Below are 1,140 nucleotides of genomic sequence, written 5' to 3'. Positions count from 1 at the left end.
GCTGGTGCGGCCCCAGCCGGATCAGGCCCCCAGACGGCGATTGCCGCCAGGACCAGCCAGACCGGCGACATGCCGATCAGGCCGCCGCTTCGAGGGGGGCGTCCAGCTTTGCCGCCGTCAAGGCCCCAGCGCCAGCATCAGGCCGCGCAGCTCCTGGCGGGCGGCGACGTGGGCCAGCGACACGGCCACGGGGCGCACCTCGTTGGACAGATCGGCGACGGTCAGGCCGAAGGGAAAGAGCTCGCGGTAGATCACCCTGTCGCGCAGGCCCGGTCCCATGCGGAAGCCGACCCGGCGGGCCAACTTCTCCATCCGCTCTTCCAGGCGCTGGCGGTTGCGGGCGGCGGCCACGGCCAAGCGGTTGGTGACGACGATCCAGTCAATGGTGGCGTTGCGACCCTGGGTCACGGCGCGGTGCTTGCGCGCCTCCCAGACGCTCTCGGAATAGATCGATGGCTTCTGAAGCTCCAGGGTCACCGGATCGACCTGACCCAGCAGGTCGAAATCGACGAAGCTGTCGTTCATCGGGGTGACGATCTGGTCGGCCAGGCCGTGGGCGGCGCGCGACAGGGCGGTGTCGCCGCCCGGCGTGTCGATCAGGATGACGTCGGCGTCGCGGGCCTGGGCGAAGGCGGTCTCGAAGCGGGCCAGCTGCTCGACCTCGTCGGCGCGGGCCAGGGCCTTGCCGTCGCCCATGTCGGGCTCGAACGGCATGGGCAGCGTCTGGCCGTTGGCGGCCGCCCAGGCGGCGCGATTGGCGAAGAAGCGGGCCATCGAGCGCTGGCGCAAGTCCAGGTCGATGATGGCGACGCTCTTGCCCGCGTGCAGCAGGCCGGTGACGATGTGGATCGCCAGCGTGGACTTGCCCGCCCCGCCCTTTTCGTTGCCGACGACGATGACCGTGGGGTCAGCCATGGATTCCAGTCCTCAAGCGACCGCCGACTCGAACGCGCGGTCATGGAACGGCAGAGTCGCGATCCGCGAGCCGCGCGTCAACGCGTCAGGTCGAGGCGGCTGTGGACGCCAGGTCCGTCAGGCCGACCGGCGGCACCAAGGGTCGTCGATCCCCGCAGCGGCGCAGAGGGCGGCGGCGCCGGCCCCCGGCGCGCGCACCTTCAGGCGGGACCAACTCGCGGCCAT

At 71.2% G+C, this 1,140-nt stretch carries 1 protein-coding gene; it reads right to left on the bottom strand.

The annotated features are described in order from the left end of the window. Positions 1 to 117: 117 nt before the first annotated feature. Entirely contained in the window at positions 118 to 915 is a 798-nt protein-coding gene (locus AC2W7C_RS18235) for a division plane positioning ATPase MipZ (RefSeq protein ID WP_486002610.1), read from the bottom strand. Positions 916 to 1,140: the final 225 nt, after the last annotated feature.

It is taken from the genome of Brevundimonas sp. CURTG3B2_SDJG (assembly GCF_057364705.1).
The sequence above is the reverse complement of the archived record's forward strand: the minus strand, read 5'-3'. Positions and strand labels throughout refer to the sequence as shown.